General features: G+C 49.4%; 1 protein-coding gene. It reads left to right on the top strand.

From position 1 onward, the window contains the following. The coding region (locus ACUNV4_RS30440) for a reverse transcriptase domain-containing protein (RefSeq protein ID WP_430882440.1) at positions 1-586 on the top strand (586 nt) is incomplete at its 5' end. Positions 587-674: the final 88 nt, after the last annotated feature.

Here is a 674-nt window from a genome sequence, read left to right as displayed (position 1 = left end):
GGTGCGCTACATCGATGACTTTGTGGTGTGTTTTCAGTATCAGGAGGATGCAGTCCGATTTCAGGAAGTTCTGCGCAAACGTTTGGAGAAGTTTGGTCTGGCACTTGAGCCGACGAAGACTAAGCTGGTTGCATTTGGTCGATTTGCTGAACGGTATGCTAGCAATAATGGGAAAGCACGCCCGGAGACGATCTATTTTCTGGGCTTTACTCTTTACTGCACGCGTAACCAAAAAGGCAATTTCAAGATCGGTTTCCGCACGGAGAAGTCTCGGCTTCGACGCAGCATTGCCAACTTGAGTGATTTGATGAAACGAATGCGACATCTATCGGTGAGAGAGCAATCGATTAATCTGAACCGAGTGTTGCGTGGCCACTACGGCTATTACGGCATTGCCGGAAATTTTCGTGCCCTTCAAAGGGTTCACCGGTTCGTCGAACGATATTGGCGAAAGATGCTGAATAGTCGCAATCGTGAAGGAAAGGTGTTGTGGGAAGTATTCCACAAGATCAAGCAACGTTTCCCGTTACAGCAACCAAGTCTGAGGTTGAACTATGTTCAATTCCAATCACTTGCTGTGCTGTGAATCACGGCCTGAAGAGCGTAGTGCGGGAAATCCGCACGCTACGTTCTGTGGGAATCGGTGGCAGGAGACTGCCACCGATGACCCGGTG

This window comes from Granulosicoccus sp. 3-233 (assembly GCF_052681095.1).
The sequence above is the reverse complement of the archived record's forward strand: the minus strand, read 5'-3'. Positions and strand labels throughout refer to the sequence as shown.